The 26,710-nt window shown below is 68.6% G+C and carries 21 protein-coding genes; 15 read left to right on the top strand and 6 right to left on the bottom strand.

Annotated elements, in window-relative coordinates; translation table 11 throughout:
- The first annotated feature begins 43 nt into the window (after positions 1 to 43).
- From ACSQ2H_RS13905 to modA, 6 genes are all read left to right on the top strand, one after another.
- Positions 44 to 1,621 carry a 2-isopropylmalate synthase gene (locus ACSQ2H_RS13905; protein ID WP_436061981.1) on the top strand — a complete coding sequence of 526 codons (1,578 nt, stop codon included), beginning with the start codon at positions 44 to 46 and terminating at the stop codon, positions 1,619 to 1,621.
- A 104-nt stretch (positions 1,622 to 1,725) separates the two neighbouring features.
- Positions 1,726 to 2,604 carry an EamA family transporter gene (locus tag ACSQ2H_RS13900; RefSeq protein ID WP_436061980.1) on the top strand — a complete coding sequence of 293 codons (879 nt, stop codon included), beginning with the start codon at positions 1,726 to 1,728 and terminating at the stop codon, positions 2,602 to 2,604.
- A gap of 93 nt (positions 2,605 to 2,697) precedes the next feature.
- Positions 2,698 to 4,710 (top strand): TonB-dependent receptor plug domain-containing protein, encoded by a 2,013-nt coding sequence (locus tag ACSQ2H_RS13895; RefSeq protein WP_436061979.1) that lies wholly within the window; start codon positions 2,698 to 2,700, stop codon positions 4,708 to 4,710.
- Positions 4,710 to 5,501: a TOBE domain-containing protein gene (locus tag ACSQ2H_RS13890; protein ID WP_436061978.1), complete on the top strand. Its 792-nt coding sequence runs from the start codon at positions 4,710 to 4,712 to the stop codon at positions 5,499 to 5,501. The genes ACSQ2H_RS13895 and ACSQ2H_RS13890 overlap by 1 nt, the downstream gene beginning before the upstream one ends.
- 7 nt (positions 5,502 to 5,508) lie before the next feature.
- Positions 5,509 to 6,021, top strand: coding sequence for a molybdopterin-binding oxidoreductase (locus tag ACSQ2H_RS13885; protein ID WP_436061977.1), 513 nt, complete (start codon positions 5,509 to 5,511; stop codon positions 6,019 to 6,021).
- 13 nt (positions 6,022 to 6,034) lie between these two features.
- Positions 6,035 to 6,790 carry a molybdate ABC transporter substrate-binding protein gene (modA, locus tag ACSQ2H_RS13880; RefSeq protein ID WP_436061976.1) on the top strand — a complete coding sequence of 252 codons (756 nt, stop codon included), beginning with the start codon at positions 6,035 to 6,037 and terminating at the stop codon, positions 6,788 to 6,790.
- Here modA and ACSQ2H_RS13875 read toward each other — a convergent pair.
- Both ACSQ2H_RS13875 and ACSQ2H_RS13870 read right to left on the bottom strand, forming a co-directional pair.
- Positions 6,787 to 7,140, bottom strand: a complete 354-nt coding sequence (locus ACSQ2H_RS13875) for a hypothetical protein (protein ID WP_436061975.1) — start codon at positions 7,138 to 7,140, stop codon at positions 6,787 to 6,789. The two genes, modA and ACSQ2H_RS13875, sit on opposite strands and share 4 nt — an antisense overlap.
- A gap of 33 nt (positions 7,141 to 7,173) precedes the next feature.
- Positions 7,174 to 8,700 (bottom strand): ABC-F family ATP-binding cassette domain-containing protein, encoded by a 1,527-nt coding sequence (locus tag ACSQ2H_RS13870; RefSeq protein WP_436061974.1) that lies wholly within the window; start codon positions 8,698 to 8,700, stop codon positions 7,174 to 7,176.
- Between the two features lie 198 nt (positions 8,701 to 8,898).
- On the opposite strand from ACSQ2H_RS13870, the gene ACSQ2H_RS13865 reads away from it, so the two are divergent.
- From ACSQ2H_RS13865 to rodA, 6 genes are all read left to right on the top strand, one after another.
- Positions 8,899 to 10,329 carry a sensor histidine kinase gene (locus ACSQ2H_RS13865; protein WP_436061973.1) on the top strand — a complete coding sequence of 477 codons (1,431 nt, stop codon included), beginning with the start codon at positions 8,899 to 8,901 and terminating at the stop codon, positions 10,327 to 10,329.
- 232 nt (positions 10,330 to 10,561) lie between these two features.
- Positions 10,562 to 11,605: a rod shape-determining protein gene (locus ACSQ2H_RS13860; protein ID WP_056020526.1), complete on the top strand. Its 1,044-nt coding sequence runs from the start codon at positions 10,562 to 10,564 to the stop codon at positions 11,603 to 11,605.
- Positions 11,606 to 11,668: 63 nt separating this feature from the next.
- Positions 11,669 to 12,799 (top strand): rod shape-determining protein MreC, encoded by a 1,131-nt coding sequence (mreC, locus tag ACSQ2H_RS13855; RefSeq protein ID WP_436061972.1) that lies wholly within the window; start codon positions 11,669 to 11,671, stop codon positions 12,797 to 12,799.
- Complete coding sequence (locus ACSQ2H_RS13850) at positions 12,800 to 13,309, top strand: hypothetical protein (protein WP_436061971.1); 510 nt, start codon at positions 12,800 to 12,802, stop codon at positions 13,307 to 13,309. It abuts the gene before it with no gap.
- Between the two features lie 12 nt (positions 13,310 to 13,321).
- Entirely contained in the window at positions 13,322 to 15,337 is a 2,016-nt protein-coding gene (mrdA, locus tag ACSQ2H_RS13845) for a penicillin-binding protein 2 (RefSeq protein WP_436061970.1), read from the top strand.
- The gene (gene rodA / locus ACSQ2H_RS13840) at positions 15,334 to 16,488 is read left to right on the top strand and encodes a rod shape-determining protein RodA (protein WP_436061969.1); all 1,155 of its coding nucleotides are present in this window, start codon (positions 15,334 to 15,336) and stop codon (positions 16,486 to 16,488) included. The genes mrdA and rodA overlap by 4 nt, the downstream gene beginning before the upstream one ends.
- A gap of 1 nt (position 16,489) precedes the next feature.
- Here rodA and ACSQ2H_RS13835 read toward each other — a convergent pair whose 3' ends face one another.
- The 3 genes from ACSQ2H_RS13835 to ACSQ2H_RS13825 are packed head-to-tail and all read right to left on the bottom strand — an operon-like array spanning position 16,490 to position 19,024.
- Entirely contained in the window at positions 16,490 to 17,017 is a 528-nt protein-coding gene (locus ACSQ2H_RS13835) for an AAA family ATPase (RefSeq protein WP_436061968.1), read from the bottom strand.
- Positions 17,018 to 17,034: 17 nt separating this feature from the next.
- Positions 17,035 to 18,027 carry a prolyl aminopeptidase gene (gene pip, locus ACSQ2H_RS13830; RefSeq protein ID WP_436061967.1) on the bottom strand — a complete coding sequence of 331 codons (993 nt, stop codon included), beginning with the start codon at positions 18,025 to 18,027 and terminating at the stop codon, positions 17,035 to 17,037.
- 10 nt (positions 18,028 to 18,037) lie between these two features.
- Positions 18,038 to 19,024: an alpha/beta fold hydrolase gene (locus ACSQ2H_RS13825; RefSeq protein WP_436061966.1), complete on the bottom strand. Its 987-nt coding sequence runs from the start codon at positions 19,022 to 19,024 to the stop codon at positions 18,038 to 18,040.
- A gap of 103 nt (positions 19,025 to 19,127) precedes the next feature.
- Between ACSQ2H_RS13825 and ACSQ2H_RS13820 the strand changes: the two genes are divergently transcribed.
- Complete coding sequence (locus ACSQ2H_RS13820) at positions 19,128 to 20,342, top strand: multidrug effflux MFS transporter (RefSeq protein WP_436061965.1); 1,215 nt, start codon at positions 19,128 to 19,130, stop codon at positions 20,340 to 20,342.
- On the opposite strand, the gene ACSQ2H_RS13815 is transcribed toward ACSQ2H_RS13820, so the two are convergent.
- Positions 20,333 to 20,704, bottom strand: a complete 372-nt coding sequence (locus tag ACSQ2H_RS13815) for a DUF423 domain-containing protein (RefSeq protein WP_436061964.1) — start codon at positions 20,702 to 20,704, stop codon at positions 20,333 to 20,335. The genes ACSQ2H_RS13820 and ACSQ2H_RS13815 overlap by 10 nt on opposite strands.
- Before the next feature lie 56 nt (positions 20,705 to 20,760).
- On the opposite strand from ACSQ2H_RS13815, the gene ACSQ2H_RS13810 reads away from it, so the two are divergent.
- Positions 20,761 to 21,906, top strand: a complete 1,146-nt coding sequence (locus tag ACSQ2H_RS13810; RefSeq protein WP_436061963.1) for an L-lactate dehydrogenase — start codon at positions 20,761 to 20,763, stop codon at positions 21,904 to 21,906.
- 141 nt (positions 21,907 to 22,047) lie between these two features.
- Positions 22,048 to 26,691 carry a glutamate synthase large subunit gene (gltB, locus tag ACSQ2H_RS13805; RefSeq protein ID WP_436061962.1) on the top strand — a complete coding sequence of 1,548 codons (4,644 nt, stop codon included), beginning with the start codon at positions 22,048 to 22,050 and terminating at the stop codon, positions 26,689 to 26,691.
- Positions 26,692 to 26,710: the final 19 nt, after the last annotated feature.

Below are 26,710 nucleotides of genomic sequence, written 5' to 3'. Positions count from 1 at the left end.
CCATCGCCCGCCCCCTCAGAATGCCCGCGAAAAGAGTTCGCAAATGACCAACGTATCCGACGCCGCCGCCCGCGATTCTCGTGATCGCGTGATCGTCTTTGACACCACCATGCGTGACGGCGAGCAGTCGCCCGGCGCCTCCATGTCGCTGGACGAAAAGCTGGAGCTGTCCAAGATCCTCGAGGACATGCGGGTCGACGTCATCGAGGCCGGCTTCCCGATCGCCTCCAACGGCGACTTCGAAGCGGTCCGCGAGATCTCGAAGATCGTCACCGAGAGCACCATCTGCGGCCTGGCCCGCGCCGGCATGGTCGACATCGAGCGCTGCGCCGAGGCCATCCGCCCGGCCAAGCGCGGCCGGATCCACACTTTCCTGTCGACCAGCCCCAGCCACCGCGACCACATCCTGAAGGCCAGCCAGGAAGACATCCTGGAAATGATCACCAAGTCGGTCGGCCACGCCCGCAACCTGTGCGGCGACGTCGAATGGTCGGCCCAGGACGCCACCCGCACCGAGCAGGAGTTCCTGCGCCGCTGCGTCGAGGCCGCGATCAAGGCCGGCGCCAAGACGATCAACATCCCCGACACCGTCGGCTACACCTATCCCTCGGAATACGCGGACATCTTCCGCGACCTGATCGAGAACGTGCCCGGCGCCGACACCGTGATCTTCTCGACCCACTGCCACAACGACCTGGGCCTGGCCGTCGCCAACAGCCTGGCCGGCGTGCAGGGCGGGGCCCGCCAGGTCGAGGTCGCGATCAACGGCATCGGCGAGCGCGCGGGCAACGCGGCGCTGGAAGAAGTCGTCATGGCCCTGAAGGTCCGCGGCGACGCGCTGCCGTTCCACACCGGCATCGAGACCCAGCACATCACCCGCGCCAGCCGCTACGTCTCGGCGATCACCGGCTTCCCGGTGCAGTTCAACAAGGCGATCGTCGGCAAGAACGCCTTCGCCCACGAGAGCGGCATCCACCAGGACGGGATGCTGAAGGACCGCGGCACGTACGAGATCATGAGCCCCGAAACCGTCGGGCAGGGCGCTTCGAACCTGGTGATGGGCAAGCACGCCGGCCGCGCCGGCTTCCGCGAGAAGCTGAAGGAACTGGGCTACGAGCTGGGCCAGAACGCCCTGAACGAAGCCTTCCAGCGCTTCAAGGACCTGGCCGACAAGAAGAAGCACGTCTTCGACGACGACATCATCGCCCTGGTCGACGACGCCCTGGCCTCGGGCGCGGACCGCATCCAGGTCAAACATCTGCGCGTGATCGCCGGCACCGACGGTCCGCAGGAAGCCACCCTGACCGTGACGGTCGACGGTGAGGAACGCGCCGCCACGGCCACGGGCGACGGGCCGGTCGACGCGGTGTTCAACGCCATCCACGAGGTCGTGCCGCACACCGCGATCCTGCGGCTGTTCCAGGTGCACGCGGTGACCGAAGGCACCGACGCCCAGGCCCAGGTCTCCGTGCGTCTGGAGGAGGACGGCCGCATCGCCACCGGCCAGGCCGCCGACACCGACACCCTGACCGCCTCGGCCAAGGCCTATGTCAACGCGCTCAACAACCTCTTCGCCCGCAAGGAAAAGAGCGCGCCCGACGCCATCGCCTCGGGCTTCTAGCCTCCGCTCGGCCCCGACCCGTGGGGCCACGTTTTTTGGGCACCCCGCACCGCCTTGCCGGCGCGGCGGCGCGCGCCTGCGCGCAATGAGCGGATCATCGTGACATGCTCTGGATTGTACTGACGGCGGCCGCCGCGCCGCTGCAGGTCGCGCGCAACGCTTTGCAGCGCGGCCTGGTCGGCGACGCCGGCCCCTGGGGGGCGACCTTGGTGCGCTTTCTGTTCGGCCTGCCTTTCGCCCTGCTGATCTTCGCGACGGTCGCCTTGGCCACGCCCGATGCGGACCCCCGGTTCTCCTGGCGGTTCGCCGCAGCGGTCAGCGCCGGTGCGGCCGGGCAGGTGGCGGCGACCGCGGCCCTGCTGGTGGCCATGCGCCGCTCGGGCTTCGCGGTGGCGACCTTCATGCAGCAATCGTCATTGCCGCTGGCGGCGTTGATGGGCGTGCTGGTCGGCGACCATCTCAGCGCTTACGCCTGGATCGGCGTTGCGGCGACCACCGCCGGCTTGGCGGTGCTGTCCTGGCCGAAGGCTGGGGCGGAGAAGGGGGCTGCGCACGGGGCGCTGTTCGGCCTGGCCTCGGGCCTGGCTTTCGGGGTGACCCTCAACGCCTATCGCCAGGCCGGCGTGGCCCTCGATCCAGCCCACCCGCTGTTCGCGGCCACCGCCTCGGTCTGCGTCGCCCAGACCCTGCAGTCGATCGGTCTGCTGGTCTTCCTGGGGACCACGCGTCCGCAGGCGCTGCGCGCGGTGTTCGCCTCGTGGCGCCAGTCGCTGGGCGCAGGCTTCTTCGGGGCGGCCGCCTCGGCCTGCTGGTTCGCGGCCCTGGCCATGGCTCCGGCGGGCGCCGTGCGCGCCGTCGGCGTGATCGAGGCGCCGATCGCCGCGGCGGCGGGGCGTCGCCTGTTCAAGGAAAGGCTCACGGTCCGCCAGATGCTGGGCGGCGTGGCCACGGCGGCGGGGGTGATCATGACCGCTCTGGGCTGAGCTTGGCCGTAACCCGTTTGGCTCCGCTCATCGAGTCGCGTTATGTAGTATGACTTCATAACGAACGGGGTGGATCTGTTGCGACGTCTTGTAATGCTTCTGGCGCTGGCTTCTCCGACGGCGGTGATGGCCGCCCAACCTGACGACGCCTACACCCTGGGCGAACTGCAAGTGACCGCGCGCACCCGCGGCGGGGAGCTGATCGGCGGCTCGGTGATCGGCTCGGAGGACCTGCGCCGCTTCGACAAGGTCAGTCTCGACCGCGCCCTGGATCTCGCGCCGGGCGTGATCGCCGGCAACTCCGGCGGCTCGCGCAACGAGCGGCTGATCTTCGTGCGCGGCTTCGACCGCTTCCAGACGACGCTGTCGATTGATGGCGTTCGGGTGTTCCTGCCGGCCGACAACCGCATCGACTTCGGGCGGTTCCTGACGGCCGACCTGTCGCAGATCCAGATCTCCAAGGGCTATGTTTCGGTGCTCGACGGTCCGGGCGGCCTGGGCGGGGCGATCAACCTCGTCACCCGCAAGCCGACCCAGGCGCTGGACGGCGAACTGCGCGCCGGCGTCAATCTCGACGGCGACGGAACCTACAACGCCTACACGGTCTCGGGTCGGATCGGCACGCGCCAGGACCTCTACTACCTGCAGGTCAGTGGCGCGAAGTACGACCGCGACCACTTCAGCCTGTCTGACGACTTCAAGCCGACGGTGCTGGAGGACGGCGGCGAGCGGGCGCGCTCGAACAGCGAGGACTGGCGTGTCAACGTCAAGGCGGGCCTGACGCCGAACGAGACCGACGAATACTCGATCAACTTCACCCGCCAGGAGGGCTCGAAGAACGCGCCCTATCACGTGACCGACACCGCCAGCACCCGCTACTGGAGCTGGCCCTACTGGAACATCGACAGCCTGTCGTTCCTGACCACGACCAGGATCGCCGACAACGCGACGCTGAAGACCCGGGTCTACCGCAACACCTTCGAGAACGGCCTGTTCTCGTATGACAACGCCGCCCAGACGACCCAGACCCTCGGGCGGGCCTTCCGCTCCTACTATGACGACGAGGCCTATGGCGGGAACGTCGAGCTCGGCGTCGACCTCTCCTCCGCCAACACGCTGAAGGTCGCGGCCTACTATCGTAAGGACCGCCACGTGGAGTGGCAGCAGACCTTCAGCCCGGCCCTGGTCGAGCCGCGCCAGACCACCACCGAGACGACCGGCTCCCTGGCCATCGAGGACACCCACAGCTTCGGCGAGTCGCTCGATGTCGTGCTGGGCGTCTCCTACGACTGGCGTGACCTGAACCGGGCCGAGGACTTCAACGCCGGCCAGTACGTCTACTACCCGCTGACCGACGACGACGCCTGGAACTGGCAGGCGGCGGCCCGCTGGCAGGTGAACGACGCGGCCTCGCTGCACGCCAGCGTGTCCTCGCGCACCCGCTTCCCGACCCTGTTCGAGCGCTTCTCCTCGCGGTTCGGGACCGCGATCCCCAACCCGAACGTCAAGCCCGAGCGCGCGACCAGCTTCGAGCTGGGCGGCCAGGCGCAGGTCTCGCGGGTCAACGTCTCCGGCGCGCTGTTCTACAGCGACATCGAGGACGCCCTGATCCAGGTGCCGGTCGCGCTCGGCCCGCCCTTCGGAACCGTCAACCAGACCCGCAACGCGGGCGACGGCGAGTACTACGGCGCGGAACTGGAACTGAAGGCCGATCTCACCGACGCGATCCAGCTCGGCGGCAACTACACCTACATCCGCCGCGAACTGACCGACCCGACCAACGCCGCGTTCAAGCCGCAGGGCGTCCCCGACCACAAGCTGTTCGCCTATGTCGACTGGAAGGTGACCGACACCGTTCGCATCACCCCGACGGTCGAGGCCGCCAGCAATCGCTGGACGGTGACCTCCAGCTCGGCGATCAATCCGCCGCGCTTCTACAAGACCGGGGACTACGTCCTGACCAACCTGTCGGTGCAGTGGGCGGTGACGCCGAAGATCGACCTGGTGGTCGGCGGCCGCAACCTGTTCGACGAAAACTACCAGCTGGTCGACGGTTTCCCGGAAGAGGGGCGCAGCTTCTTCGCCGACCTTCGCATGAGGCTCTGATGAGCGCCGACGGCTCCCTGGACGCAGCCCTGTTCCTCCGGCGCGGCGCTAGCCGCGTCGGGGCCGAGCGCATCGCCCTGCTCGAGGCGGTGGCCGAACTCGGCTCGATCAGCGCCGCGGCCAAGCGCCTGGGGCTCAGCTACAAGGGCGCCTGGGACGGGGTTCAGGCGCTCAACAATCTCTTCGACGCGCCTTTGATCGCCGCCCAGCCCGGCGGCCGCTCGGGCGGCGCGGCCCAGGTGACCGATCGCGGGCGGGCGGTGATCGCCGCCTTCCAGAAGGTCGAGGCCGAACTCGCCACGGCCCTGGCGCGCATCGAGGCCGGTCTCGGCGGCGATGAACTCGGGGGTCTCTTCTGGAGTCTCGGCATGAAGACCAGCGCACGTAACGCCCTGCGCGGGGTGGTCAGCGACATCACTCCCGGCGCAGTGAATTCCGAAGTCACCCTCAAGATCGCCGACGGGGTGGACATCGTCTCCATCGTCACCCGCCAGAGCGTCGAGGACCTGGGCTTGGCGGTCGGCAAGCCGGCCATCGCCCTGATCAAGTCCAGCTTCGTCGTCCTGGCAAAGGGCGAGGGGCTGATCACCTCGGCCCGCAACCAGCTGCGCACCGAGGTCCTGCGCCGCGAAGATGGGGCGGTCAGCAGTGAGATCAGCCTGGCTCTGGCCGACGGCAAGACCCTGGTCGCCACCATCACCCGCGAGAGCGCAGAGATCATGCAGCTGACGGCCGGCGACGCCGTCACCGCCCTGGTCAAGGCGCCCCACGTCATCCTGGCCGTCGAATAGGAACCCGATGCGCACGCTTCCCCTGATCGCCGCGCTCGCGGCTCTGTCGCTGGCCGGACAGGCCATGGCCCAGACCGTGGCGCTGAAGGGCCCCGACGGCCAGACCGCGACGCTCTCCGCCGCCGACCTGGCGGCGCTGCCGCAGGTCAAGCTGACCGTCACCCACCACGGCAAGACCTCGACCTTCGAAGGCGCACCGCTCGCCGATATCGTCGCCCGTGTCGGTGCGGCCAGCGGCAAGGGCGCGCGCGGCCCGGAACTGGCGACCGTCATCCGCATCACCGCCAAGGACGGTTATCAGGTGGTGTTCGGACTGGCCGAAACCGATCCCGGCACCCGCAAGGGCAAGATCATCCTGGCCGATCGGGACGCCGCCGGCCCGCTGAAGGACGACGGTCCGTTCCGCATCGTGGTCGAGGACGACCTGCGTCCGGCCCGCTCGGCCCGCATGGTCGAGACCATCGAAGTCATCCGCCTCGCCAACGCCACGCCCGCGACTGCGGGCGAGCACAAGCACTAGGAGCCCGCGCCTCATGAAGCTCATCCGTTGGGCCGCCGGCCTGCTGGCCGCCGCCCTCATGGCCGGAGCGGCCCACGCCGCGCCGGTCACCGTCTTCGCCGCCGCCTCGCTGAAGAACGCCCTCGACGAGGTCGGGGCCGAATACGAGAAGGCCGGCGGCGAGGCGCGCTTCTCCTACGCCGCCTCCTCGGCCATCGCCCGCCAGATTGAGCAGGGCGCGCCGGCCGACGTCTATATCTCGGCCGACAGCGACTGGATGAACTATCTGGCCGAGCGCAAGCTGATCGTCGCCGCCAGCCGCCGCGACCTGCTGACCAATCGCCTGGCCCTGATCGCCCCGGCCGACTCCAAGGTCGCGCTGAAGGTCGGCAAGGGCATGCCGCTGGCCAAGGCCCTGGGCGCCGGGCGCCTCGCGGTCGCCGGCCCCGACGTGCCGGCTGGCAAGTACGCGCGCGCCTCGCTGACCGCGCTCGGCGTCTGGGACGGCGTCTCGGGCAAGCTGGTCCAGGCCGAGAACGTCCGGGCCGCGCTGCAGTTCGTGGCCCGGGGCGAGGCTCCGCTGGGGATCGTCTACGACACCGACGCCAAGGTGGAGCCCAAGGTCCGCATCGTCGGCCTGTTCCCGGATGGCACGCACCCGAAGATCGTCTATCCGGCCGCGGTGGTCGCCAGTTCGAAGAACCCGGATGCGGCCAAATTCCTGGCGTTCATGAGCACGCCCAAGGCCGCCGCCGTGTTCCGAAAGTACGGCTTTACGGTGCTGCGCTAGCGCGCCTTGCGGCGCGCCAGCCACATCGGGAAGAGGGCGGCGACCACGCCGGCAACGTTGGAGATCAGGTCCTTCCACTGGAAGGTGCCCGACACCACGCCGAGGATCTGGGTCAGCTCCAGCCCGGCGCCCAGCGCCAGGTAGAAGCCGCCGATCTTCCACGGCTTGATCTTCGGCAGCGCCAGGATCGACAGCACCGTCAGCAGGTAGCCGTATATGATGTGCATCACGGCGTCGGCCGGCGGCGCCCACTTCTTGGCGTTGTAGTTCGGGTCCAGCGCGCCCACGACGCACACGGCCAGCACGACGAGCAGGGCGCCGCGACCGGCCCAGGTGATCACTTTCTGCATGCCCGCAGGCTTAAGCCGTTTCGCCGCCCGCGCCTATTGGGCGGCGAAGAACGCCTCGGGCCCCTCGACCTCGACCAGCCGACCCTTACGGATCTCCAGGAAGCGGTTCGCGGCGCTGCGGGTGAAATAGCGGTCGTGCGAGACGAAGACGCAGGCGGTCTCGGCCCCGTCCAGCTGCGCCTCCAACTCCTCCTGGCCCTCGATGTCGAGGTGGTTGGTGGGCTCGTCGAGCAGGTAGAGATTGGGACGCGCCAGCTTCATGCGCAGGAAGACCAGGCGGGCTCGTTCGCCAAAGCTGAGGTCGCCGATCGGGCCCTTGATCCGCACATAGGGAAAGCCGGCCTTGGCCAGCAGGGCGTTGGCGTCGCGATCGGTCGCGCCCTCGGCGGCGGCGACATAGTCGAGCAAGCTGGTCTTCAGCGGCAGGTCGGCCATCTTCTGATCGAAATAGACCAGCCGGCTCTGCGGATTGAAGCTGATCGGCGCCTGGCCGTCATAGTGTTCCAGGTCCGGGTCGAACGCGCGGGCCAGGGCCGACAACAGCATCGACTTGCCCGCGCCGTTGACGCCCAGCAGCGCAATGCGGTCGCCGCGCGCCACGCTCAGCCGCTCGATTGCGAAGAGCTTGCGCCCGCCGTCGGGCGTGGTCACCGCATAGTCGCGGATGCGCAGCGCGACCTTGGCGTCCATGTCGCCGTCGTGCAGCTCCAGCCGCCGTTCGCGGGCCGAATAGGCGCTGGTGCGGTCGGCCTCGATCCGCTCGATCCGCTTCTCGGTCGCCTTGGCGCGCTTGTCGAACTTGTCGTTCTTCACGCCCCAGACGCGATAGCGGGCTGCGACCTTCTGCAGGCGCTCGATCTCCTTGCCTTCCAGCTGGCGGCGCACGGCGTCGGCGGCGTCGCGCTGCAGCAACGCCTCGCGGGCCTCCACGAAGGGGGTCTTGAAGCTGTGCGCCCCGTCCGAGCGCAGGAACAGCGTCCGCGTCGTCATGCGCTGCAGGAACTCGCGGTCGTGGCTGACAATCAGCATCGGCAGTCGCTGGTCCTGGTCGAGCCAGGTCTCCAGCGTGTTGATGTTCGACAGGTCCAGGTGGTTCGTCGGTTCGTCGAGGATCAGCAGGTCCGGCTCGGCCAGCCGGGCCGCGGCCGCAATCAGCAGCAGCCGCTGCCAGCCGCCGCTCAGCGACCCGAACGCCTGCTGCGTGGTCTCATAGCTGACGCCGATCTCGTCCAGCAGGACGTCGACCTTCCAGTCTTCCGACCCGTCGGGGGCGGGCAGGGCGGCTTCCAGCACCTCGCGGACGCTCTTGTCGGCCAGTCCCTGCGGCGTCTCCTGGGGCACGTAGCCGATCTTCAGCCCGCGCGAACGGACGATCTGGCCGTCCATGAGCTCCAGTTCGCCCAGCAAGCACTTGAGCAAGGTGGATTTTCCGGCGCCGTTCTCCCCGACCAGCGCCGTGCGCGCGTCGTCGAGCTGAAAGCTCACGCCCTCGAAGACCTTGTTGGATCCGTAGAAGAAGCTGGCGTCTTCGACGCCCAGGACCGCCTGGCGAGATGACATCTTCGTGCACACGAGGTTCGGCCGAGATGGCCGGTAGACCAAACCCCCTTTGTAGACCTGGGGTTGCTGCTTGGCTGTAGCGCGCGGGAAACAGTCCACGCTTCGTCCACAGCAGAGTCGTCAATGTCGCCGACTCGACGGAACAATCTAGAACGCTGACTGATTTGAGGCCCCAAATGCACAGTAGCGGGCGGCGAAATGCACGACGTCGGGGGAATTCCGGTGGGTGAGGCGGGGCTGTCCGGTCGGGCGGCGGCCGCCGAGGTCCTGCTCAGACGCGCCTACCAGACCTGGGAAGGTCTGCTCGAGCGCCTGCCGATCGGCGTCTATGTCTGCGACCGCAAGGGTGCGGTGATCCAGTTCAACAGCCGGGCTGCGGCGATGTGGGGCGGCAAGCCGCCGCCGCCGGGCGGCCGGGCGCCGTTCGAACGTTCCTTCCATCCGGACGGCAGCCCGATGTCGCCGGATCAGTCGCCGATCGCGGTGGCGCTGGCCACCGGCGCGCCGGTCAAGGACCGCGAAGTGATCATCCTGCAGCTCGATGGGCGGCGCACGCACCTGCTGGCCAACGTCGAGCCGCTGTTCGACGAGGGCGGGCGGCTGATGGGGGCGATCAACAGCCTCCAGGACGTCACCGAGCTGCGTCAGGCGCGCGAGATGCTGCGCAACCGCCAGGCCTGGACCCAGAGGGTCGTCCAGACCTCGCCGATCGCCACCTACCAGACCGACTCCGAGGGGCGGATCCTCAGCTACAACCATGCCGCCGTGACGTTGTGGGGGCGAGAGCCCAGGCTTGGCCAGGACCGCTGGTGCGGCTCCTTCAAGCTGTTCGAGCCCGACGGCTCACCGCTGGCGGCCGAGCGATGCCCGATGGCGATCGCCCTGCGCGAGCGCCGCCAGATCGCCGGGGCCGAGGTGATCTTCGAGCGCCCGGACGGCAGCCGCGGCGCCTTGCTGGCCTATCCGACCCCGCTCAGCGGCGCCGATGGCGAGTTGGTGGGGGCGATCAACATGCTGGTCGACATCACCGAACGCAAACGCGCCGAGGACCTGCAGAAGACCCTGCTCGACGAGCTGAACCACCGGGTGAAGAACACCCTGGCCACGGTGCAGTCGCTGGCGGCCCACAGCTTCCACGACGTCGGCGACCCGGCCGGCATGCGCCAGGCGTTCGAGGCGCGGCTCATGGCGCTCTCGGGGGCGCACAACCGCCTGGCCGAACGGCGCTGGGAAACCGCCGACCTCGGCGACATCGTCGCCGGCGTGCTGGCGCCCTACGGCCCCGACATCGCCATCTGCGAGGGGCCGTCCATCCAGCTTTCGACCCGCGCTTCGGTGACCTTCGCCATGGCGCTGCACGAATTGGCCACTAACGCCGCGCGCCACGGCGCGCTGTCGTCGCCCAGGGGGCGGCTGCTGGTCCATTGGACCCGGGTGAGCGACTTCCTGTTCCTGGAGTGGCGGGAGACCGACGGCCCGCCACCGCCGTCGCAACCGCTCCGCCGCGGCTTCGGTCTGCGCTTCATCCGGGGGGCGGTCGAACGCGAACTGAGCGGTCAGGTCGAGGTCGACTTCAACGAAGCCGGACTGCGCTGCCGTATTTCCGCCCCGATTTCAGCGACGGTTTGAGGTCATCCCCCATCATCGGACGAGTCCTTCGGGCGCGTCCCCCCGTACACGTGCGACGCGAAATCACAGACCTCTCATTAAGCCTTGAAATCAGCCCACTTGCAGGGCACACGGACCTTCTGTCCTGCAAGCGGAGGCTGGCGTCGCCTGGCGTTTCGAGATTCGAAACGAAGCGTCGGCAGCCTGGGCTTCGCACACCCCCAACTCTGCTCCCCACCCTCCAGGGCCCTGCATGATCTCGTCCCTCTTCGGCGCCATTTCGAACGACATCGCCATCGATCTCGGCACCGCCAACACGCTCATCTACATGAAGGGCAAGGGTATCGTTCTGAACGAGCCCTCCGTCGTGGCTCTGCGTAACGTCGGCGGCCGCAAGGTCGTCCATGCCGTCGGCATCGAAGCCAAGCAGATGCTGGGCCGTACCCCTGGTCACATGGAAGCCATCCGCCCGATGCGCGATGGCGTCATCGCCGACTTCGAAGTCGCCGAGGAGATGATCAAGTACTTCATCCGCAAGGTTCACAACCGCAAGGGCTTCGTGAACCCGAAGGTGATCGTGTGCGTGCCGTCGGGCGCCACCGCGGTCGAACGCCGCGCCATCAACGACAGCTGCCTGAACGCCGGCGGTCGCCGCGTCGGCCTGATCGACGAGCCGATGGCCGCCGCCATAGGGGCTGGCCTGCCGATCCACGAGCCGACCGGTTCGATGGTCGTCGACATCGGCGGCGGCACCACCGAGGTGGCCGTGCTGTCGCTGTCGGGCATCGTCTACTCGCGCTCGGTCCGCGTCGGTGGTGACAAGATGGATGAGGCGATCATCAGCTACATGCGCCGCAACCATAACCTTCTGATCGGCGAAACCACCGCCGAGCGCATCAAGAAGGAAATCGGCACCGCCCGTGCGCCGGCCGACGGCGAGGGCCTGTCGATCGAGGTCAAGGGCCGCGACCTGATGCAGGGCGTGCCGCGCGAAGTGCGCATCAGCGAAAAGCAGGCCTCGGACTCGCTGGCCGAACCGGTCGGTCAGATCGTCGACGCCGTGAAGATGGCGCTGGAAGCCACCCCGCCGGAACTGGCCTCCGACATCGCCGACAAGGGCATCATGCTGACCGGCGGCGGCGCGCTGCTGCGCGGCCTCGACGCTGAAATCCGCGACCACACCGGCCTGCCGGTGACCGTGGCCGACGACCCGCTGTCCTGCGTGGCCCTCGGCTGCGGCAAGGTGCTCGAACATCCGAAGTGGATGAAGGGCGTCCTGGAGTCCACCCTGGCGTAGTATTGCCGAGTCGCGGTCTGGGGGAGGGCTCCCAGGCTGCGCCTCTAGGGCGAGCAGGTTCAGGTGGCGCTTCGCGAGAACCCGTTTGGCGAACTGAAGGTGCCCTTGGCCTGGACGGCCGGGGTCGCGCTGGTCGTCGCCATGGTGGTCGCGCTGGTGCTGCTGATGTCGGACCGCCGCGAAACCTTCCAGACTGAAGCCTATGGCGCCTCGCGCAAGGTCGGCGACGCCATCGCCGCGCCGGTGACCGGCGTGCTGGCGACGCCGGGCGAGTGGATCGGCAGCGGCGTCGACGGTGTCCGCGGCTACTTCTTCGCCGCCTCCGAGAACCGCCGCCTCAAAGAGGAACTTCGCGAGGCCCGTGAGTGGCAGGTCGCCGCCCTGGCCCTGCGCGACACCAACGACCGCTACAAGGCCCTGTTGGGCCTGAAGACCGATCCGCCGATCCCGATGGTCGCGGCCCGCACGGTCAGCGAGGCGAGGGGGCCGTTCTCCAACACCCGCCTGGCCAACTCGGGCAAGGAAAAGGGCATCAAGCCGGGCAATCCGGTGATGAGCGAGAACGGCCTGGTCGGCCGCGTCATTGGCGTGACCGACGGCGCCAGCCGCATCCTGCTTCTGACCGACATCGCCTCGCGCACGCCGGTGATGATCGACCGCACCAACGCCCGCGCCATCCTGGCCGGGGACGGCGGTCCCAATCCGCGGCTCGAGTACCTACGCGGCCAGGACCCAGTGAAGCAGGGCGACCGCATCGTCACCTCCGGCGACGGCGGGGTGCTGCCGCGCGGTCTGCCGGTCGGTGTCGCGGTCAAGGGCCTGGACGGCCGCTGGCGCGCGGTGCTGGCCTCGGACGCCGCCCCGGTCGACTTTGTCCAGGTGATGCTGTTCCAGGACTTCTCGCAGCTGACCGCCGCCGCCGCCGCCGAGCTGAACCGCATGCCGGTGCCGCCGCCGGCCAGCCCGCCGCCGGTTGTCGGCGTGACGTCGGCGACGCCCGCCGCGCCGGCCCAGACCGCTCCCGGCGCAGCTCGGCCCGCCGCAAGCGCGCCGACCGCGACCCGGCCCGCGACGCCGAGGCCGGCGACGCCGCGTCCGGCCGCCGCTGCGCCGGCCCGTCCGGCGCCCACGCCCGCCGCGCCGGCGGCCCCCGCAGCCCAGCCGCAGCCGCCTCCGTCGGAGGTCCCGTTCTAGATGGCCGGCGCGCGCCCCTTGGCCCCCTGGCGCTGGATCGGGGTCCCGCTCGTCCAGTGCCTGATCCTGACCGTCCTGTTCTCGCTGCCCTTCCGGCCGTTCGGCCTCAGCCTGCCTGAGCCGATCTTTCCGATGGTGCCGGCCTTCGCCTGGGCGGTGATCCGCCCCTCGATGCTGGCGCCTGTCGGGGTGCTGCTGATGGGCCTGTTCCTCGATATCGTCTGGGGCGCGCCGATGGGCCTGTGGGCCCTGTCGCTGCTGCTAGTCTACGGCGCGGGGCTGATCGGCCGCAGCATGATGGCCGGCCAGAGCTTTCCGGTCATGTGGGCCTGGTACGCCGCGGCGACCGGCCTGGCGCTCGGGGCGGCCTTCCTGTTCACGATGGTGGGGGCGCATGCGACAGCTGATCCCATCGCCGTCGCCTGGCAATTCCTCGCCACAATCATATTGTTTCCGTTCGCGCACCTGCTCATCGACCGGTTCGAGGATGCAGACGTGCGTTTCCGCTAGGGTCCTGAAGCGATGGCCGAGCCGTCGATCTTCTTTTCCGAGGTCAATGAACGGCAGGGGGTCTTCCACCGCCGGATGTTTCTGCTTGGCGGCATAGCGGGCCTGGGTCTGGGCGCGCTGGGCGCGCGCCTGGCGCATCTGCAGATCATTGAGACCCAGCGCTACGAGAAGCTCTCGGCCTCGAACCAGTTCAACTTCCGCCTCGTGCCGCCGCCGCGCGGCCTGATCGTCGACCGCAATGGCGCGATCCTGGCCTCGAACCGTCCGAACTTCCGGCTGCTGGTCACCCGTGAGGACAACTCGACGGACGTCGAAGGCACGCTGAAGACGCTGTCGACCTTCGTGCCGCTGGACGAGGCGCGCCAGCTGCGCCTGATCAAGGACATCAGGCAGACCCCCAAGCGGGTGCCGGTGTCGGTGTTCGAGGACATGAGCTGGGACGAATTCTCAGCGATCAACATCCGCGCGCCGGAACTGCCCGGCGTCACCGCCGACATGGGCGAGGTCCGGGTCTATCCGCACGGCGGCGCCTTCGCTCACGTCATCGGCTATGTCGCCAAGGTCAATCGCGAAGATCTTACCTCCACCGGGCCGAACTCCGACCCGATCCTGCTCAATCCGGGCTTTCGGATCGGCCGCCAGGGCGTGGAGAAGGCTCTGGATCTGGAACTGCGCGGCAAGGCCGGCGCCCGCAAGGTCGAGGTCGACGCCAACGGTCGTGAGGTCCGCCAGGACGAGGCCGGCGACATCCCCAGCACGCCGGGCAAGCGCATCGAGCTGACCCTCGACGTCGACATCCAGAACCGCGCGCTTGAAGTGATGGGCGACGAGAGCGGGGCCATCGTGATGATGGACTGCCGGACCGGCGACCTGCTGTGCATGGCGTCCTCGCCCAGCTTCGACGCCAACCGCTTCGTGAAGGGACTGTCGGGACCCGAGTACCGCGCCCTGGCGCAGTACGAGCGCAAGCCGCTGCTCGACAAGGTGATGACCGGCACCTATCCGCCGGGCTCGACCTTCAAGCCGACGGTCGCCCTGGCGGCGCTGACGGCGGGCATCGACCCGGAAGTGCGGGTTCACTGCTCCGGCGGCTGGTACTGGGGCGGGCGCACCTGGCGCTGCTGGAAGCATGGCGGGCACGGCTCGCAGAACATGCACGACGCCATCAAGAACTCCTGCGACGTCTACTTCTACCAGACCGCGCTGCGGATGGGCCCGGACCCGATCGCCAAGGCCGCCCACGCCATGGGCTTCGGCCAGATCTTCGACATCGGCATCCCCGGCCAGAAGAAGGGCGTCGTCGGCTCCCGCGAGTGGAAGCGCAAAGCGGTCAAGCGCGAGCCGGTCTGGCAGCCGGGCGACTCCGTCAGCTACGGCATCGGCCAGGGCTATGTGGCGGTGAACGCCCTGCAGCTGGCGGTGATGACCGCGCGGCTGGCGAACGGCAAGAAGGCGCTGAACCCGCGCCTGATCAAGTCAGTGGGCGGGGTCGAGCGGCCGCATGGCGACGAAGTGCCCGACCTGCCTTTCAGCAAGGAACAGCTCGACTACGTTCGAGGCGGCATGGTCGCCGTGGCCAACGACACCGGCGGCACCGCCTACCGCCAGAGCCAGCTCGGCCTCGGCGACATCCAGATGGCCGGCAAGACCGGCACCGCCCAGGTCCGCTCCTATGCTGGCCTCGCCTCGCGCAGCAGCGCCGGGGTCACGTGGCGGCTCAAGGACCACAACCTGTTCGTCGCCTTCGCGCCGGTCGATGATCCGCGCTACGCCGTGGCCGTCATCGTCGAGCATGGCGGTCTTGGCGGCGCGACCGCCGGCGCGCCCCGCGCGCGTGAGGTCATGCGCGTGGCGCTGATGAAGGATCCGGAGCTGCGTTCGCGCATCGAGACCCCGATGCCGATGCCGGAGGCCCCCGAGCCGCTGGAGGCCGAAGGCGTCGCGCCCGAGGCGCCGACCATCACCGCCGCGCCCGCCGCGCCAACGGCCCCGCCGGCCGCCGCCACCCCCACTGGAGGCGCGATATGACCGTCAGCGCCCTGACCCGCCCCGGAGAGCGCGACCGCCTGGTCGTCAAGCTGTCCGAAGTCGACTGGCTGTTCGCCCTGGCGCTCTGCCTGATCGCCGGAACCGGCGCCCTGATGATGTTCTCCATCGCCGGGTCGTCTTGGGACCCGTGGGCGGCCAAGCACCTCAGCCGTTTCGCGCTCTGCTTCGTGCTGATGATCGGGCTGGCGATGATCGACCTGCGGGTCTGGTTCGCCATTTCCTATCCGCTCTACGGCTTAGGCCTGCTGCTGCTCGTGGCGGTGGAGGTGGCGGGCGACGTGCGCATGGGCGCCCAGCGGTGGCTCGCCTTCGGGCCGTTCAGCTTCCAGCCGTCCGAGATCATGAAGCTCGGGATCGTGCTGGCCCTGGCGCGGTTCTACCACGGCATCTCGGCCGACAACGCCAGGCTCTCTTGGTGGCTGCTCGTCCCGGCCGCGATGATCGGGGCCCCGACGGTCCTCGTCATGCACCAGCCCGACCTCGGCACCGCCATGCTGATCGCCATGACCGGCGTGGCCATCGTCGTGCTCGCCGGGCTTTCCTGGCGGATCATCTTCGCCGGCGTGGCGGCCTTCGTCGTCGCCGTGCCGCCGATCGTCATGTTCGTGCTGCACGACTATCAGCGCAAACGGGTGCTGACCTTCCTCGATCCTGAGAGCGATCCTTCAGGGTCCGGCTATCACATCCTGCAGTCCAAGATCGCGCTCGGCTCCGGCGGCTTCTTCGGCAAAGGCTATGGGCTCGGCTCGCAGAGCCAGCTGAACTTCCTGCCCGAGAAGCAGACCGACTTCATCTTCGCGACCCTGGCCGAGGAGTTCGGCTTCCTGGGCTGCTTCTCGCTGCTGTTCCTCTACGGGGCGGTGATCTTCATGGCGCTGCGCACCTCGGCGCTGGCCCACTCGCACTTCGGCCGGCTGTCGGCGGCCGGCACCACCGCGACCTTCGCGCTCTATGTGCTGATCAACGGGGCGATGGTCATGGGCCTGGCCCCCGTCGTCGGCGTGCCGATGCCGCTGCTGTCCTATGGCGGCACCGTCATGCTCACCGTGATGATCGGCTTCGGCCTGGTCCAGGCCGTGCGCGTCCACCGCTATTCGGAAGTCACCAGCGGTAAGGGCGCGCTGATGTAGGTCAGGCGACCGTCACGGTCGTCTCGCCTTCGCCGAGCGGCGGCTCGAAGCTGCGCAGGAAGCGGGCCAGCATCGCATCGTCGACCGGGATCGCGCCGTTCAGCTCCGCCCGTTCGCGCCGGTCGGCCAGCCGCCGTTGCAGCAGTTCGGGCTGGGCGTGCAGGTAGATCAGCCGCCAGCGTCCCCCCGCGCTCTCGACCTCGGCCTTGAACGCGTCGCGATGCGCGCGGCTCCAGAAGCTGGAATCGATCACCACCGCCTGGCCGCCGCGCACCGCCTCGGCGACCTGGGCCTGCAGCCAGGCGCGCACCGGCTCCAGCAGGACGGGGTATTCGTCGGCGGGAAAGTCGAGACCGTACCGGCCGTGACGACGCCAGAGCTCCTCGTCGATCGACAGCCGCAGGAAGCCGGCGTCCTCGAGCGCCATGGCGAAGGTGGTCTTGCCGCTGCCGGCGACGCCGCACATCAGCACGGCCAGGCCGGGCAGGGGTCTTAGGGACAGGAGCGCGTCGGCGATGGTGACTGCCATGGCGCTCCCTCCGGGATCTAGAGCTTCAACGCTTGGTCCGTCGCCCGCACCAGGCCATCGACAATGCCGGGCTCGGTCGAGGCGTGCCCCGCGTCCCAGACGATGTCGAAACTGGCCTCGGGCCAGGCGGTCTTCAGCCGCCAGGCGCTGTCCATCGGCGTCACCACGTCGAACCGGCCCTGGACGATCCAGCCCGGAATGCCGCGGATCTTGTCGATGTTGTTGAGGATCCAGTTGTCCTCTTTGAAGAAGCCGCCGTTGACGAAGAAATGGCTTTCGATCCGCGCGAAGGCGATGGCGAAGTCGATCTCGTTGAACTTCGAGGGCCGCGCTTCCGGCCCGCGGATGGAGATGGTGTCGCCTTCCCACTGGCTCCAGGCGGCCGCGGCCTCAGCCTGGATGCGGCGGTCGGTATTCGTCAGGCGCTTATGATAGGCGGCCATCATGTCGCCGCGCTCGGCCTCCGGGATCGGCGCGCAGAACCGCTGCCACGCGTCCGGGAACAGCATCGAAGCGCCCTCCTGGTAGAACCAGCGCAGCTCGCGCTGGGTCAGCAGGAAGATGCCGCGCAGCACCAGCGCCTCGACCCGATGCGGATGGGTGATGGCGTAGGCCAGCGCCAGGGTGCTGCCCCAACTGCCGCCGAACACCGTCCACTTCTCGACGCCGAGGTGGATGCGCAGCCGCTCGATGTCCTCGATCAGCGTCCAGGTGGTGTTGTCTTCCAGGCTGGCGTTCGGCCGCGACTTGCCGCAGCCGCGCTGGTCGAACAGGGCCATCCGCCACTTCGCCGGATTGAAGAAGCGGCGCATCGTCGGATTGATCGCCCCGCCCGGGCCGCCATGCAGGATCACGCACGGCTTGCCGTCGGGGTTGCCGCACTCTTCGTAGAAGATCTCGTGCGCCCCGCTGGTCGGCAGCCAGCCGTAGGCGAACGGCTCATTGTCCGCGTACAGCCCCTTGCGGTGCGACGTGTTCGAGACGGCGAAGGGCGGGGTGTTGCGTTCCATCCCCGCCAGTCTACTTCGGGAAGCGGCGCCCCATCCAGTCCAGGATGAGCCGGTTGACCTCTTCGGGCTTTTCCTGCTGCGTCCAGTGGCCGCTGTCCTGGATCAGCACCTTCTCCAGGTCCGAGATCACCTCTTCCATGCCGTCGGCCATGGCCGGCGAGAGCACGACGTCCTTCTCGGCCATGATCATCAGGCAGGGGATGCCGTCGATGCGGGTCGGGAAGTCGGCCGAGCGCTCCCAGTTGCGCGAGAAGTTGCGGTACCAGTTGATCCCGCCGGTGAAGCCGGTGGCCTCGAAAGTTTCGACGAAGCCAGCCAGTTCGTCGGCGTTCAGCAGCTGGTTGGCGGTGTCGGCCTTGTCCCAGGCGTTCAGCGCGTCGCCGAACGCGAAGGTCGAGCCGCCGCTGGGCGGGGCTGCGGCCTGCGAGATCGCCGCCGGCCTGCGCATGAAGAAGCGCATGGTCTTGTCGACGTCGGCGGCCAGGGCGGCGTCGGCGATCCCCGGCTTCTGGAACCAGACGATATACATGTCCTCGCCGAACACCTTGCGCATGCCCTCGATCGGATCGAGCGGCGCGCGGCGCATGAACGGCGTGTTGAGCCCGATGATCCCGGCGACGCGGTCCGGATGCATCAGCGGCAGCTGCCAGACGACGATGCCGCCCCAGTCGTGGCCGACGAACACGCCCTTGGCCGCGCCCAGGTGATCCAGCAGCCCGACCAGGTCTCCGGTCAGGTGCTCCATGTCGTAGTCGGTGACCGCGTCCGGCCGCTCGGTCAGCCCATAGCCGCGCTGGTCGGGTGCGATCGCCCAGACCCCGGCCGCCTCGCAGGCCGCCAGCTGGTGGCGCCACGAGAACGCCAGCTCCGGGAAGCCGTGGCAGAAGATCAGCGGCACGCCCTGGCCGCGCGGCCCGACCTCGTAGTAGGCCATGTCGATACCGTTCACCTTGGCGTGCTGGACAGGCGGCATCTGGCGGGCGAGGGCGGTCGACATGGCGGGCTTCCTCCGAAGGTTTGCCCTAGCTTGCCAGGGTTCCTTGCGCGGAAGGCAAGCGCCGCTTGGCGCGTTCGCTGCGAATGACGCTAGAAGGGGCCCGATGACCAGCCAGCAAGCCGCCGCCGTCGACCGCACCCCCTGGGGCCTGGTGTTCCTGCTCGGGGCGCTGACCGCCTTCGCGCCGATGTCGATCGACATGTACCTGCCCAGCCTGCCGGCCATCGGCGCCGACCTGCGTGCGAGCGCGGCCCAGACCCAGGGCACGGTGGCCGCGTTCTTCGCCGGCATGGCGATCGGCCAGTTCTTCTATGGCCCGGCCTCCGATCGCTTCGGCCGCCGCGGCCCGATTCTGCTGGGCGTGGCGATCTACATCGCCGCCTCGGTCGCCTGTGCGCTCGCCACCTCCGGCGACATGTTGGTCGCGGCCCGGTTCGTCCAGGCGCTCGGCGGCTGCGCCGGCGGCGTGGTGGCCCGCGCCGTGGTTCGCGACCGCTTCAACCACACTGAGACCGCGCGGATGCTGTCGCTGATGACCCTGATCATGGGGCTCGCGCCGATCCTCGCGCCGATGCTGGGCGGGCTGCTGCTGACGCTCGGCGGCTGGCGGCTGAACTTCTGGGCGCTGGCGGTGTTCGGCCTGGCCTGCGGCGCGGCGACCCTGCTCTGGCTCAAGGAATCGCGCTCGGACGAGACCGCCGCCCAGGCCGCGTCGGAAAATCCGCTGAAGGCGTATCTGGCCCTGCTGCGCCAGCCGCGCCTGGTCGGCTACGCCCTGGCCGGCGCGTTGAACGGCGCGACCCTCTTCACCTACATCTCGGCCTCGCCGGACTTGCTGATCGGGACCTACGGCATCTCGCCCCAGCACTTCGGCTGGGTGTTCGGCCTCAACGCCGCGGCGATCATCGGCGCCAGCCAGGTGAACCGCTACCTGCTGCGCCGCTCCACCCCCGACGAGGTGCTGGAGCGGGCCAGCCAGGCGGCGGTCCTGGCCTCCATCGCCCTGGCCATCGCGGCGCTGACCGGTTTCGGCGAGCGCTGGAGCATCCTGCCGCTGCTGTTCGTACTGCTGGCCAGCTACGGCTTCATGCAGGGCAACACCATGGCCGGCGCGCTCAATGTCGACCCGCGGCGGGCCGGTTCGGTCTCAGCCCTGATGGGCGGCGCCTCGTTCGGGGTCGGAGCGCTGGCGGCCAGCCTGTCGGGTGCGTTCTACGACGGCACGCCGCGGCCGATGGCGGTGGTCATGGCGCTGGCGGTGATCGGCTCGGCCGTGGCGCTGCGCGTCCTGGCCCTGCCCAGGCGGGCTCAGTCCTGAGGTTTCTGCAGCGCGGCCCAGGCCAGGATCGCCCAGCCGACCATGAACAGCGTGCCGCCGATCGGGGTGATCGCCCCGAACCAGCGCGGCGCGCCGAGCGCCATGGCGAACAGGGTGCCGGAGAAGATCAGGATCCCGCCCAGGAAGATCGGCGGGGCCACGCGCGCCAGCCGCCCGCCGCCCTTAACCACGCTCACTGACGCGAAGACTGCCAATGCGTGCAGGAAGGCGTAGGTTGCGCCCGTATGCATCCATTCCTTGGCCTTGGGATCGGTGACGCCATGGGCAGCGAAGGCCCCGAAAGCGACGGCAAGAAAGCCACAGATCGCGGCGGCGGACATCCAGACACGCAGATTGCTCATGCGCTCTGCGTAGCGACTCCTCGTAGCATTGGCCACAAGTACGGGGGGGACGTTCCATGAAGCCGGCATCGGTCGCCGACTATCGCGAGCTTGCGAGGCGACGCCTCCCGAAGATGTTCTTCGAGTACATCGACGGCGGCTCCTACGCCGAGGTCACGTTGGAGCGGAACGTCGCCGACATCGAAGCCCTGGCCCTGCGCCAACGGGTGATGCGCGACATGACCCAGCTCGACATGTCGGTCGAGGTGCTGGGCCAGAAGATGACCATGCCGATCGGGCTCTCTCCGGTGGGCATGGCCGGCATGTACGCCCGTCGCGGCGAGGTGCAGGCCGCCAAGGCCGCCGCCGCCGCAGGCGTTCCGTTCTGCCTCTCGACCGTCGGCGTCTGTTCGGTCGAGGAGGTCGCCGAGTCGGGCGCGCCGCCCTGGTTCCAGCTCTACATGCTCAAGGACCGCGGCTACATGCGCGAGCTGCTTGCCCGCGCCAAGGCCGCCGGCTGCCCGGTGCTGGTGTTCACCGTCGACCTGCCGCTGCCCGGCGCGCGCTATCGGGACGTCCGTTCGGGCTTCACCGGCGCGACCGCCTTCTCCGGTGCGATCAACACCGCCTGGCAGGGCGTGACTCACCCAGAATGGCTTTGGGACGTGTGGGCGAACGGGCGACCGCACAGCCTGGGCTGCGTGGCCGGCGCGATTCCCCAGGGGCGCAGCGTCACCGACTTCCTCAGCTGGATCGCAAAGAATTTTGATCGATCGGTCACCTGGAAGGATCTCGACTTCGTGCGCGAGGTCTGGGACGGCCCGATCGTCATCAAGGGCGTGCTCGATCCCGAGGACGCCCGCGACGCGGTCCGCGCCGGGGCTCAAGGGCTCGTCGTCTCCAATCACGGCGGCCGCCAGCTGGACGGCGTGCGCTCGTCGATCTCGGCCCTGCCGGCCATCGTCGACGCGGTCGGAAATGACCTCGAAGTCCTTATGGACGGCGGGATTCGCTCAGGATTGGACGTGCTCAAGGCCCTCAGCCTCGGCGCCAAGGCCTGCTTCATCGGCCGCGCCTGGGCCTACGCGCTGGGGGCAGGGGGCCGGCCGATGGTCGCCAAGATGCTGGGAACCCTGCGCGCCGAGCTTTCTACGGCCATGGTCCTGACGGGCTGCAACGCCGCGCGAGACGCCGATAAGTTGCTACTAGACGTCGCACCTTAGAAAATCTTTTCAATTCGAGGCGCGCAGGCCCATCGACAAGGGCTGATCTTGCCGGGTAAATGCGCGCCGAATTTGCGCGCAACAACGGTCGCCGAATGCCGGCCCTGCTGCGTGCCTGAGTTTTGAGAGCGAGGTATCCTGATGGGAGCTCCCGGGCGGCAAGGTCTTTACGACCCGCGCAACGAACATGATGCGTGCGGCGTGGGTTTCGTGGCCAATATTAAAGGCCGCAAATCGCACGAGGTCGTGACGGCCGGCCTGGAGATCCTGATCAACCTGGATCACCGCGGCGCGGTCGGCGCCGACCCGCTGGTCGGCGACGGCGCCGGGATTCTGATTCAGATTCCGGACGCGCTGATCCGCGATTGGGCGTCCAAGGAAGGCGTCGATCTGCCGCCGGCCGGCGAATACGCCGTCGCCATGTGCTTCCTGCCCAGCGACGACGCCGCGCGCGACGTCGTCATGGCGCAGTTCGAGCACTTCCTGAAGGTCGAGCATCAGCCGCTGCTGGGCTGGCGCGACGTGCGCGTGAACCTCGACGGCCTCGGCGCCGCCGTGCTCGCCGACATGCCGGTCATCCGTCAGGCGATCATCGGCCGCGGCCCCAACATCCGCAGCCAGGACGCTCACGAGCGCAAGCTTTTGGCGGTCCGCAAGCAGACCCAGAACCCGCTGGCGGAACTGGCCGTGAAGCACGGCATCCCCAGCATCGCCGACCTCTATATGCCGTCGCTGTCGACGCGCACCGTGGTCTACAAGGGCCTGTTGCTCGCCGACCAGGTCGGGACCTTCTACCAGGACCTGCTGGACGAGCGCTGCGAGTCGGCCCTGGCCCTGGTCCACCAGCGGTTCTCGACCAACACCTTCCCGTCCTGGAAGCTGGCCCACCCCTACCGGTTCATCGCCCACAACGGCGAGATCAACACCGTCCGCGGCAACGTGAACTGGATGAACGCGCGCCGGCGCACGCTGGAAAGCGACCTGCTGGGGCCCGACCTCAACAAGATGTGGCCGCTGATCCCGCACGGTCAGTCGGACACCGCCTGCCTCGACAACGCGCTCGAGCTGCTGGTCGCCGGCGGCTATCCGCTGGCTCACGCGGTGATGATGCTGATCCCGGAAGCCTGGGCCGGCAACCCGCTGATGGACGCCAAGCGCAAGGCTTTCTACGAGTACCACGCCGCCCTGATGGAGCCGTGGGACGGCCCCGCCGCCGTCGCCTTCACCGACGGCCGCCAGATCGGCGCCACCCTCGACCGTAACGGCCTGCGTCCGGCCCGCTTCATCATCACCGACGAAGACCATGTGATCATGGCCTCGGAAGTCGGCGTGCTGACGGTCCCGGAGGAACGCATCGTCCGCAAGTGGCGTCTGCAGCCCGGCAAGATGCTGCTGATCGACATGGAAGAAGGCCGCATCATCGAGGACGAGGAGATCAAGCGCTCCCTGTCCGAGGCCGAGCCCTATGCCGACTGGCTGAGCGACACCCAGTTCAAGCTGGAAGAGCTGCCCGAGATCGCCTTCAACGAGGCGCTGTCGAACGATGCGGCCCAGCTGCTCGATCGCCAGCAGGCCTTCGGCTACACCCAGGAGGACGAGCAGTTCTTCCTGGCGCCGATGGCGACCACTGGTGAAGACCCGATCGGCTCCATGGGCGCCGACACCCCGATCGCCGTGCTCTCCAAGCGCTCGAAGCTGCTCTACGACTACTTCAAGCAGAACTTCGCCCAGGTCACGAACCCGCCCATCGACCCGATCCGCGAGGAACTGGTCATGAGCCTGGTGTCGATGATCGGCCCGCGCCCGAACCTGCTGGGCCGTCACGCCGGCACCCACAAGCGCCTGGAAGTCTCGCAGCCGATCCTCACCAATGAGGATCTGTCCAAGATCCGCTCGATCAGCGAACTGCTGGACGGCTCGTTCCGCACCGCGACGATCGACACCACCTGGGCGGCCGACGAGGGCGCCGCGGGCCTGGAACGTGCGATCGATCGGCTGTGCCGCGAGGCCACCGACAACGTTCTGGCCGACAAGAACATCCTGATCCTGTCCGACCGCCGCGTCGGCTCGGACCGCATCCCGATCCCGGCCGCTCTGGCCACTGCGGCCGTGCACCATCACCTGATCCGCCAGGGCCTGCGCATGCAGACCGGCCTGGTGATCGAGACCGGCGAAGCGCGCGAAGTGCACCACTTCTGCGTCCTGGCCGGCTACGGCGCCGAAGCGGTGAACCCGTACCTGGCCTTCGAGACCCTTGAGAACCTGCGCGTCCGCGAGGGGATCACGATCTCGGCCTATGACGTCCGCAAGAACTACATCAAGGCGATCGGCAAGGGCATTCTGAAGGTCATGTCCAAGATGGGCATCTCGACCTACCAGTCGTACTGCGGCGCCCAGATCTTCGACGCCGTCGGCCTGTCGTCGGAGCTGATCGAGAAGTACTTCACCGGCACCGCGACCACGATCGAGGGCATCGGCCTGGGCCAGGTGGCCGAGGAGTCGGTTCGCCGTCACCGCGACGCCTACGGCGACAACCCGATCTATGCGACCATGCTGGACGTCGGCGGCAGCTACGCCTTCCGTCTGCGCGGCGAGCAGCACGCCTGGACGCCGGAGAGCGTCTCGAAGCTGCAGCACGCCGTGCGCGGCGGCCGTTCGGACGACTACCGCGGCTTCGCCGAGAGCATCAACGAACAGTCCGAGCGCCTGCTGACCATCCGTGGTCTGATGCGCTTCAACTTCAACGAGACCCCGGTTGCGATCGAAGAGGTCGAGCCGGCCAGCGAGATCGTCAAGCGCTTCGCCACCGGCGCGATGAGCTTCGGTTCGATCAGCCGTGAAGCCCACACCACGCTCGCCGTGGCCATGAACCGCATCGGCGGCCGCTCGAACACCGGCGAGGGGGGCGAGGAATCCGACCGCTTCAAGCCGCTGCCGAACGGCGACTCGATGCGCTCGGCCATCAAGCAGGTGGCTTCGGGCCGCTTCGGCGTCACCGCCGAGTACCTGGTCAACGCCGACGACATCCAGATCAAGATGGCCCAGGGCGCCAAGCCCGGCGAGGGCGGCCAGCTGCCCGGCCACAAGGTCGACAAGAACATCGCCCGCGTCCGTCACTCGACGCCGGGCGTGGGCCTGATCAGCCCGCCGCCGCACCACGACATCTACTCGATCGAGGATCTGGCCCAGCTGATCCACGACCTGAAGAACGTCAATTCGGGCGCCCGCATCTCCGTGAAGCTGGTGTCGGAAGTCGGCGTCGGCACCGTGGCCGCCGGCGTCGCCAAGGCGCGCGCCGACCACATCACCATCTCGGGCTTCGAGGGCGGCACCGGCGCTTCGCCGCTGACCTCGCTGGTCCATGCCGGTTCGCCCTGGGAAATCGGCCTGGCCGAGACCCAGCAGACCCTGCTGCTGAACGGCCTGCGCACCCGCGTCGCCGTCCAGGCGGACGGCGGCCTGCGGACCGGTCGCGACGTCGCCATCGCTGCACTGCTGGGCGCCGACGAGTTCGGCTTCGCCACCGCCCCGCTGATCGCGGCCGGCTGCATCATGATGCGCAAGTGCCACCTGAACACCTGCCCGGTGGGCGTGGCGACCCAGGACCCGGTGCTGCGTGCGCGCTTCACCGGCCAGCCCGAGCACGTGATCAACTACTTCTTCTTCGTCGCCGAAGAGCTGCGCGAGATCATGGCCTCGCTCGGCTTCCGGACGGTCAATGAGATGGTCGGTCGCGTCGACCGCCTCGACGCCCGCGACGCCGTCGACCACTGGAAGGCCGAAGGCGTCGACCTCTCCAAGCTGCTCTATGCGGCCGCTCCGGAAGGGGCCAAGGGCCTGTGGAACATGGACCGCCAGGACCATGGCCTGGGCAAGGCGCTGGACAACACCCTGATCGCCGACGCCGCTCCGGCGCTGGAGAAGGGCGAACCGGTCCTGCTCGAGTACGCGATCAAGAACATCAACCGCACGGCCGGGGCGATGCTCTCGGGCGAGGTGGCCAAGCGCTACGGCCATGCCGGCCTGCCTGAGGACACCATCGCCATCAAGTTCCGTGGCCAGGCCGGCCAGAGCTTCGGCGCCTTCGCCGCCCGCGGCGTGTCGTTGGAACTGACCGGCGACGGCAACGACTATGTCGGCAAGGGCCTCTCGGGTGGCCGCATCGTCGTGCGCCAGCCGGCTGAAGCCCGTCGCGACCCGACCCAGAACATCATCGCCGGCAACACCGTGCTCTACGGCGCCATCGCCGGCGAGGCCTACATCCAGGGCGTGGCGGGCGAGCGGTTCGCCGTCCGCAACTCCGGCGCGGTCACCGTCGTCGAAGGCGTGGGCGACCACGGCTGCGAATACATGACCGGCGGCGTGGTGGTCGTGCTGGGCGACACGGGCCGCAACTTCGCGGCCGGGATGTCCGGCGGCGTGGCCTATGTCTACGATCCGAAGGGCCGCTTCGCCGACCTCTGCAATAAGGCGATGGTCGACCTGGAAAAGGTCGAACCGTCGGCGCCGGCGACCCGCGAGGACGAGCCGTTCCGCCCGAGCCAGCGGTCGCTGTCGGTCGACAACAACGGCATGGGCGACGTGCTGCGCTTCGACGCCGAACGTCTGCGCATCCTGGTCGAGCGCCATCACCTCTACACGGGGTCTGAGCGCGCCCGTCAGATCCTCGAGAACTGGGATCAGACCCTCGGCTCGTTCGTGAAGGTCATGCCCAAGGATTACCGCCGCGCCTTGCAGGAAATGGCGGCCGAGCGGCAAGCGGCTGCGGCCGTGGCCGCGGAATAGATTGAAAGTCGGAGGACAG

It is taken from the genome of Phenylobacterium sp. LjRoot97, from assembly GCF_964254345.1.
Lineage (GTDB): Bacteria > Pseudomonadota > Alphaproteobacteria > Caulobacterales > Caulobacteraceae > Phenylobacterium.
The sequence above is the reverse complement of the archived record's forward strand: the minus strand, read 5'-3'. Positions and strand labels throughout refer to the sequence as shown.

Excerpts from the sequence above, each read along its gene's own strand:
- ACSQ2H_RS13885 (WP_436061977.1), top strand. The coding sequence starts at position 5,509 with ATGCGCACGCTTCCCCTGATCGCCGCGCTCGCGGCTCTGTCGCTGGCC.
- ACSQ2H_RS13860 (WP_056020526.1), top strand. The coding sequence starts at position 10,562 with ATGATCTCGTCCCTCTTCGGCGCCATTTCGAACGACATCGCCATCGAT.
- mrdA (WP_436061970.1), top strand. The coding sequence starts at position 13,322 with ATGGCCGAGCCGTCGATCTTCTTTTCCGAGGTCAATGAACGGCAGGGG.
- ACSQ2H_RS13825 (WP_436061966.1), bottom strand. The coding sequence starts at position 19,024 with ATGTCGACCGCCCTCGCCCGCCAGATGCCGCCTGTCCAGCACGCCAAG.
- ACSQ2H_RS13895 (WP_436061979.1), top strand. The coding sequence starts at position 2,698 with ATGCTTCTGGCGCTGGCTTCTCCGACGGCGGTGATGGCCGCCCAACCT.
- modA (WP_436061976.1), top strand. The coding sequence starts at position 6,035 with ATGAAGCTCATCCGTTGGGCCGCCGGCCTGCTGGCCGCCGCCCTCATG.
- ACSQ2H_RS13810 (WP_436061963.1), top strand. The coding sequence starts at position 20,761 with ATGAAGCCGGCATCGGTCGCCGACTATCGCGAGCTTGCGAGGCGACGC.
- ACSQ2H_RS13870 (WP_436061974.1), bottom strand. The coding sequence starts at position 8,700 with ATGTCATCTCGCCAGGCGGTCCTGGGCGTCGAAGACGCCAGCTTCTTC.
- ACSQ2H_RS13820 (WP_436061965.1), top strand. The coding sequence starts at position 19,128 with ATGACCAGCCAGCAAGCCGCCGCCGTCGACCGCACCCCCTGGGGCCTG.
- ACSQ2H_RS13900 (WP_436061980.1), top strand. The coding sequence starts at position 1,726 with ATGCTCTGGATTGTACTGACGGCGGCCGCCGCGCCGCTGCAGGTCGCG.
- ACSQ2H_RS13890 (WP_436061978.1), top strand. The coding sequence starts at position 4,710 with ATGAGCGCCGACGGCTCCCTGGACGCAGCCCTGTTCCTCCGGCGCGGC.
- ACSQ2H_RS13865 (WP_436061973.1), top strand. The coding sequence starts at position 8,899 with ATGCACGACGTCGGGGGAATTCCGGTGGGTGAGGCGGGGCTGTCCGGT.
- ACSQ2H_RS13815 (WP_436061964.1), bottom strand. The coding sequence starts at position 20,704 with ATGAGCAATCTGCGTGTCTGGATGTCCGCCGCCGCGATCTGTGGCTTT.
- gltB (WP_436061962.1), top strand. The coding sequence starts at position 22,048 with ATGGGAGCTCCCGGGCGGCAAGGTCTTTACGACCCGCGCAACGAACAT.
- ACSQ2H_RS13905 (WP_436061981.1), top strand. The coding sequence starts at position 44 with ATGACCAACGTATCCGACGCCGCCGCCCGCGATTCTCGTGATCGCGTG.
- ACSQ2H_RS13835 (WP_436061968.1), bottom strand. The coding sequence starts at position 17,017 with ATGGCAGTCACCATCGCCGACGCGCTCCTGTCCCTAAGACCCCTGCCC.
- ACSQ2H_RS13850 (WP_436061971.1), top strand. The coding sequence starts at position 12,800 with ATGGCCGGCGCGCGCCCCTTGGCCCCCTGGCGCTGGATCGGGGTCCCG.
- rodA (WP_436061969.1), top strand. The coding sequence starts at position 15,334 with ATGACCGTCAGCGCCCTGACCCGCCCCGGAGAGCGCGACCGCCTGGTC.
- ACSQ2H_RS13875 (WP_436061975.1), bottom strand. The coding sequence starts at position 7,140 with ATGCAGAAAGTGATCACCTGGGCCGGTCGCGGCGCCCTGCTCGTCGTG.
- pip (WP_436061967.1), bottom strand. The coding sequence starts at position 18,027 with ATGGAACGCAACACCCCGCCCTTCGCCGTCTCGAACACGTCGCACCGC.